Origin of the sequence: Paenibacillus sp. LHD-38 (genome assembly GCF_031157315.1) — a bacterium.
In the GTDB taxonomy this organism is placed as follows: Bacteria; Bacillota; Bacilli; order Paenibacillales; family Paenibacillaceae; genus Pristimantibacillus.
The window spans coordinates 1-6,852 of sequence record NZ_JAVIFU010000102.1; the positions used below are offsets into that span (position 1 = coordinate 1).

At 43.8% G+C, this 6,852-nt stretch carries 6 protein-coding genes and 1 pseudogene; all 7 read left to right on the forward strand.

Features of this window, described 5'->3' with window-relative positions; genetic code table 11:
- Window positions 1–406: 406 nt before the first annotated feature.
- Window positions 407–904: a hypothetical protein gene (locus RCO25_RS34075; RefSeq protein WP_309000483.1), complete on the forward strand. Its 498-nt coding sequence runs from the start codon at window positions 407–409 to the stop codon at window positions 902–904.
- Window positions 905–1,616: 712 nt separating this feature from the next.
- A complete protein-coding gene (locus RCO25_RS34080) occupies window positions 1,617–3,743 on the forward strand; it encodes a penicillin-binding transpeptidase domain-containing protein (RefSeq protein WP_309000484.1) in 2,127 nt (708 codons plus the stop codon).
- 191 nt (window positions 3,744–3,934) lie between these two features.
- Entirely contained in the window at window positions 3,935–4,354 is a 420-nt protein-coding gene (locus tag RCO25_RS34085; protein WP_309000485.1) for a hypothetical protein, read from the forward strand.
- Between the two features lie 296 nt (window positions 4,355–4,650).
- Window positions 4,651–5,208, forward strand: a complete 558-nt coding sequence (locus RCO25_RS34090) for a hypothetical protein (protein WP_309000486.1) — start codon at window positions 4,651–4,653, stop codon at window positions 5,206–5,208.
- A gap of 178 nt (window positions 5,209–5,386) precedes the next feature.
- Window positions 5,387–5,713 (forward strand): hypothetical protein, encoded by a 327-nt coding sequence (locus RCO25_RS34095; protein WP_309000487.1) that lies wholly within the window; start codon window positions 5,387–5,389, stop codon window positions 5,711–5,713.
- Complete coding sequence (locus RCO25_RS34100) at window positions 5,691–5,852, forward strand: hypothetical protein (RefSeq protein ID WP_309000488.1); 162 nt, start codon at window positions 5,691–5,693, stop codon at window positions 5,850–5,852. The genes RCO25_RS34095 and RCO25_RS34100 overlap by 23 nt, the downstream gene beginning before the upstream one ends.
- 253 nt (window positions 5,853–6,105) lie before the next feature.
- A pseudogene (locus tag RCO25_RS34105) lies at window positions 6,106–6,852 on the forward strand (IS110 family transposase); the annotation flags it as partial.

Genomic DNA, 6,852 nt, shown 5'->3' on the forward strand with positions numbered 1-6,852 from the left:
TGCATAGTAGACAGCTCCTTTTGCTTTGTAGTTCTGAAAATGGTGTGGTTTACACTATCCATTTTTAACCTACGATTCGAAGTAAATACGGGGCTGTTTTACGTTCATCATAGCTAGTTAAATTAAAAAAGAAGCATAGGCGCTGAAAATTAGCGTCTTTTTTGTTTATTTCATTTGATTTGGTGGGAAAATAATGACATCCAAAATTGAAAGAGGGATAACTATGTCGCGGATGCTATCATTATTGCTAATAACATCTCTGCTCTTGACGCCGAGCACTATTATGGCGAATCCAGATCAAGCGCAGGATGCACACAAGTTAGCCGAACGGTTAAAAAGCTTATAGCCGGAAGTACCAAAAGATATTGTTGATCCACCATTTGGTCAACGACCATTCCCAACTAATGTGAAATCGCCAAAGGAAATAATCAAAAGCGGAGAGAAGCTTCCGTACAGTTTATTATTCGAAAAACTAGACTGGCAACGTCCGGCTTATAAATCTTACTGGCATAGTAGCGTTTCGGGGCGCTGGTCTTATGTTCCGAATCGGCTGCATTACGTACAACATCGATTGTTTACAACACCGACAGCAGCGCTATCTAATCATTATGATTTTGTGCATAATCTTGGTTTACAAGAAGAAATGATGAATGTTCAGGCTCAACCTCACGATGCAGATCGGGAAAGATTTATCGGTCAAATCATGGTCGTCGTCATGCAAGCAAAAATTGAAAAAGTGTTGACAAGCGGAAATCAGGTCGTAATTATTGCAAGACCGCAAAGACATGGCATGCAAGCTTTGACGGTCAACAAAGTGGATATGAAGTTTACTAATCCGAATGAAGCGGTATTGTTTCAGCTTGTAACGCCAGATGGTGATGAAATTGATTATTCAGTGTATTAGAAATATCGTGCTAGCGTTTGTTCTTATTCCATCCACAAATTAAACGGGAAACGAGAGTTCAATTAATCAACACACGAAGCTGCCGCAAATCAAAACGGCAGCTTCGTTAAGCTATTTGGCAGTATAATGCAACAAAGCTTCACGATTATTCGTCAGGGAAGGAACCAAGATATTAGCTTACGCGGAGGTTATAAATGAAGAAACAAATAAAAAGTAAAGTTATTGTCATATTAATACTAATTACTTGTTGTATCCCCTTTCTATTATTTTGGTGGTTGTATCATATCCTTAATTCTCCCATGATTCCGTGATCCCAAAATTATTTATTATACTAACTCACGAACCAATCATTTTTTGGATAAGGGGACTCTCGGATCTAGCTGAAAGTCTCTTTTTTAATGCTGTTAATAATTTGTAAATAGTGATCGCTTAAATGATTAATACCCCTCTCCGTTTAACCATATGTAATCAGGGCACAGCAAAAAAACTGTAGATATGTCGTTATTCCTATCTTTTTGGATAAAATTTAAAACCCATACTTTTGATTCATTTTTCATAAATGGAACAAACTGAGTTGACCGCAGTATGGATAAAGAATATCCTTATGACATTGTAATGACCGCGATAAAGAGATGAAATCGGCAATGAGCGAATAGGGTGAATGATGATGATTAAGCGAATCAGATTTCGGACATTGTTTTTTGGAGGGGTAATGACCCTCCTTTTTCTCATTTTAATCAGTAGAATCTACTATGTTCAGGTTGTCCAAGGCGCATTCTGGTATGGGGAAGCGAAGGAACGCTGGTCTGCAGCCGAGGTGCTATCCGCAAAGCGCGGTTCGATTACGGACCGGAACGGGAATATGTTGGCAATGGATACGATCGCTTATAACATCGCGGTTAATCCCCAGGCGATTCATGATGCGGAAATCAAGGATGAAGTTGTTAACGGGCTTAATCAAATTTTAGACAGGCCGAAGGAGGAACTGCGCGAGCTGGTAACAGCGAAAAATGCGGGAGGAAAGTACTTCAGCAACAGGGAGATGCGCCAAGGAGGCTGGGGAATCGATAAATCGCTGGCAGATCAGATAAAAGAATTCCGTGATCAATTGTCGAAGGAACAGGAGGTGTCTGATGTCGGCATCTATTTGACTGAAAGCTTGAAGCGTTATTATCCGCGCAATTCGCGGGCTTCTCAGTTGGTAGGCTACCTGGATAAGGAAGGCAAGGCCATTACCGGCGTTGAAGCGTTTTATGACGAGCAGCTAAGCGGTATGGACGGTTGGATCAAGTACGAGAAGGACGGCAAAAGGGTTCAGCTTGCCGAAGGCGAGGTTGATTTCCAGCCGGCCGAGAATGGACAGGATATTCAGCTGACGATCGACAGCGATATTCAATATTACGTAGAGGAAGCGCTGCAGGAGATCGTGAAGGAATACAATCCGAAGAGCGCGACCGTCATAGCGGCCGATCCGAATACGATGGAAATATTGGCGATGGCGAACGTGCCGACCTTTAATCCGAACGAATTTTGGAAGAGCGATTATTCTAGTTTTTATAATCATGCGATCAAGTCGTTGTACGAGCCGGGCTCTACCTTCAAAATCGCTACGCTTGCGGCTGCGGTGGAAGAAGGCGTGTTTAATCCGGACGAGATGTTCAAATCGGGGAGCATTAAGCTTGAGGGAATTCCAAAGCCGATCAACGATATAAAACGCGAAGGCTGGGGGACGATTTCGTTCCTGGAGGGGTTGAAACATTCGAGTAACGTGGCATTCGTCAAGCTGGGTTATGAGCGGATAGGCGCGCAGAATCTCAGCGAATATTTTGCGAAATTCGGATTCGGACAGAAAACGGGCATTTCGCTTAGCAATGAGTTGACCGGCTCGATTAATTTACAAAATCCGAGCGATGCGGCCAGAGCGACGTTCGGACAAGGCAACGTATTGGTGACGCCAATCCAGCAGGTTGCTGCCGTAGCGGCTGTGGCCAACGGCGGAGAGCTGCTTCAGCCGCAGCTCGTGAAGAAAATGACCGATCCGATCACCAAAACGACAACCGAGATCGAACCTAAGGTCATTCGTAGAGTTATTTCTGAGGAAACCTCTAAAAAAGTCGGCGAGTATTTGGAACAGGTCGTATCGGATCAGAAAAACGGCACCGGTAAAAATGCGTACATCGAAGGCTACCGCGTGGCCGGTAAAACGGGAACGGCGCAAAAGGTTGTGGACGGCAAAAACTACTCCACGGATAAATTTGTCGTCTCGTTTATCGGGTATGCGCCTGTCGAAGATCCGAGAATCGTCGTCTACATCGTCGTTGACGAGCCAAACGATCCGCAGGCGGGCGGAGGGGCGGTTGCCGCGCCGGCTTTTAAACAAATCGTGCTTAAGAGTCTGCGCAAGATGGGCGTTTCGCCGAGCTGGGAAATCGCTCCTGATTCCGGGAAGAAGGAAGCGACCGTACCGGTTCCTGACATGACGGAAAAAAAGGTCGCACAAGCGAAGGCGGAGCTGGCGGCTAAAGCGCTGAATCATGAGCTGGTAGGTAACGGCGCGACCGTGCTGCAGCAAATCCCGCCCGTAGGATCAGCGATTCATCCAACGCAGCGAATTTACTTGATAACGGAACAAAGGGATAAGCTGGTCATACCGAATTTGACCGGCGTCTCGCTAAGGGATGCGCTCGAGATCGCATCATTGGTCGGCATACGTCTTATTCCGGAGGGACAAGGTTTTGTCGTTTCCCAGAAGGAAGAAACGTTAAACAATGTGAAAGTTCTAAAGGTCGTTCTCGCTCCTCCTCTCGGTACTGTTACGGAGTCGGATCCATTCCCGTAAGCCGCGCCGGGTGGTCCCATTCATAATCATCACTAAACTTCTCGTGAGCTTAACACTAATTACCAGGACAACTGTACAAAAATAGGTTTTTAGTACAGATGTACTGCTGGGAGTTAAGCTAACGGACAGGATAGCATAATATTACCATCATCTTTTCTTGCACGTCAATACTAGTGAAAAGGGGAGTTAATATGAAAAAAATTATAATAACACTGTTAACAATGTGCTTCATTATTACAGGGTGCATGAATAACGAAAAAACAATTACGTCAACTCAAATTAAAGACTTATTTGAGAAACATGGAATGCCTTCAGCAGAGCAAACCGAATTACACCCAGATAGTGTATTTCTAATGACTTTAAATGGTGTCACACCTAAACCTTTTCTTATTAATGATGAACAGTTAATCAGTATTTATATCTATTCATCCAGTGCTGGCGTTAAGAAAGGAATAAAGGATTTCGAGGATAATACGGCAACGGCGGATGTGACGGCACATGGAAGATACCAGGTCGCGAATGTCTTGATTTTTTATAACTACGAATCCCATCCCCCTAAAGATGAACGAGTTGAAATGGTTGTAAAGGATTTGAAGTCTCTTGTACAATGATATGCTTAAGCTAATGGGCAGGTTAGTTATCGGACTCCAGACATATCCAAGTGCCATTTAAGCAACAATACCCTATAATTTGTAGCAAGAGAGTTTTATAAAGGAGAATAGTATGAAAGTCAAATTGCTTGAGGTACTAGTATGCCTTATGCTAGGTTTTTTTACGGGAGTCTGGCTGAGCGGTAATGGGATTGATTTGCAAGAAAGTGGAGTTCAAATTCTACTTGGTTGCATTCTTTGGATCTCGATCTTTGCTTATCTTAAAAGGAAATAAACTCAGCTAGAGGAGTTATTACATGACAGTTTTTTTAAAGAAAGTTAAAGTAAGACCAAAATGGATAATCATTGTACTCATTGTTGCTTTAATGTGGAGTCTGAGAATAAATTGGCTTACCCATCAAACCTTAGTTGAACATAGGGAGGAAGTTTTAGAAAGATACTCCTTTTCTTTGGTCACCACTCAACAAGCTTTGAATGCTAGTGTTCATGGAGATCCCAAGACAAGTGACCAGTATTTGAATGCGGCAAGGGAACATTTAGCAATAGCAATTGAAACGGCAGTATTATTGGGGAAAATGGATGATAAATATCATCTTGATAATCAAGGAGATATTTATCAAACCGTACCTTATGAATTGCGATGGTTGTTGGATAAAGCCCTTAATTCAAAGGATAAAGAGAAATCCCTCCAAATCGTTAATGAAGCTTTTGTCATCTTTTCAAAAAATTTTGATAGCATGACATTGAAAGACCCCGACTCATTTCGTAGTCAATACCTTAACACACGGTCTCAGTGGCAGAGTTTGAACCTTAAAGAAGCAGGTCTTTCTTTGCCTTCTTCATCTAGAATTTGATAGTATAAATGAATGTACGGGACTGCGTTCAACTAACGGGACACTTTAGCATAATAAAGACACAATGAGGCAGACGGCATGAATACAGATTAACGCAACTTTATATAAGCAAAGACGTCTTTTAGTTAAAGAAATTGTTAGGTGGGATTAATCTGTCTTGTAGGGAGGTTACCCTTGGATGAGAATGGTTTTGGCGGTTCTGTTGGTAGGCGCGCTGCTATTTAGCGGCTGTGAGCAAAAGGAGAACAACGATGTTTACATCGGCATGGAACGTGATACTATTCAGGACCTTGTCGCAGGTGTCGAAATGGACTACGTCAACGAGTTCCGGGGGCATTTGGAGCATTGGGCGGCCGTTTATATTGTCTATAAGCCGACAGAAGAGGAGATTCACATATCGCCATTGTTTATGAAATATACCGGCAAGGACCCAAGGCCGTCGGGTCAGCTCCGTTTCGAGTACGACACGTACGGCGGCGAGGATGGCAGCGGGACACTGCGTTGATAAGGCCGACTATGTGTACAACCTCGGCTCTTCGGGTGGAAACGGTGCATCAGCCGATCCAGATTCCCCAGTGCAAATGCAGGTGTGGTGGAACGAATCATCGGAGGCGATTCAGCTTGACCCAATGGGTGTGGAATAGCGAGCCAGATCGAATTGTAAGAAAATTGAGTTCTAAGTGCAAACTGACAGTACACTAACGTGTACTATAACTTAACAATAACCAGGACTAGGCTGCCGGCATGAAACGGCAGCCTCGTTGAGCTAACGGGCACGATAGCATTCCTGTAGAGCGTTAAATTTCCGCTTTGCAAAAAAACGAGCGCCTCGGTACGATGGAAGTACGCAACGGGTCATAGCCCTAAAAATTCCATCATCCAGGAGGACGCTCTATTATGAAGTTTAAATCGCAAGCGAAACAAAATCAACTCATTGAAAAAATTACCGCTCAACATCTAGTCGTCGGGATCGACATCGCACAGCAAACACATGTCGCTCGTGCTGTTAATTTCCGAGGAATCGTGATCGGTAATCCTCTATCCTTCTCAAACGATGAAGAGGGTTTTCACAGCCTTCTTCGGTGGATCCAATCGCTGCAAACCGCTCACGCTTTAACGGCAGCCATTATTGGCATGGAGCCTACCGGACACTACTGGCTAAACCTATCCAAGTGGCTCTCAAATCGTCAGTTTGAAGTTGTTCTAGTTAACAGAAGCATTTGAAGAATTACGTGTCTTTCTCGCAAACCGCGACTCTGTCGTAACGAGACTCGTTAGTGCGAAGAACCAAATCCACCGCTGGGTCGACGTTGTTTTTCCTGAGCTGCGACAAGTTTTCAAAAACATCATGTGTATCGGTTCATTGGCCACACTTCGTCTTTTCCCAACGCCCGAAGAATTGTCTAAATTACAGCCTCAAGATATCTTACGAGGCTGGAAATCGCTTATGAAACGGCATTCTGGTGATCGAAAAGCCCGAGCTCTTATCTCATTGGCTTGCAGATCTGTGGGTTCTAAGCAAGCTACACATGCCTACAAGCTTCACTTGAAGCAGCTGCTCGATGAGTACGATCTTGCTTGCCTGCAATTGCAAACGGTAGAAACGGAGATTGTTGCCGTTTTAGATCGCATTCCATTTGCGGA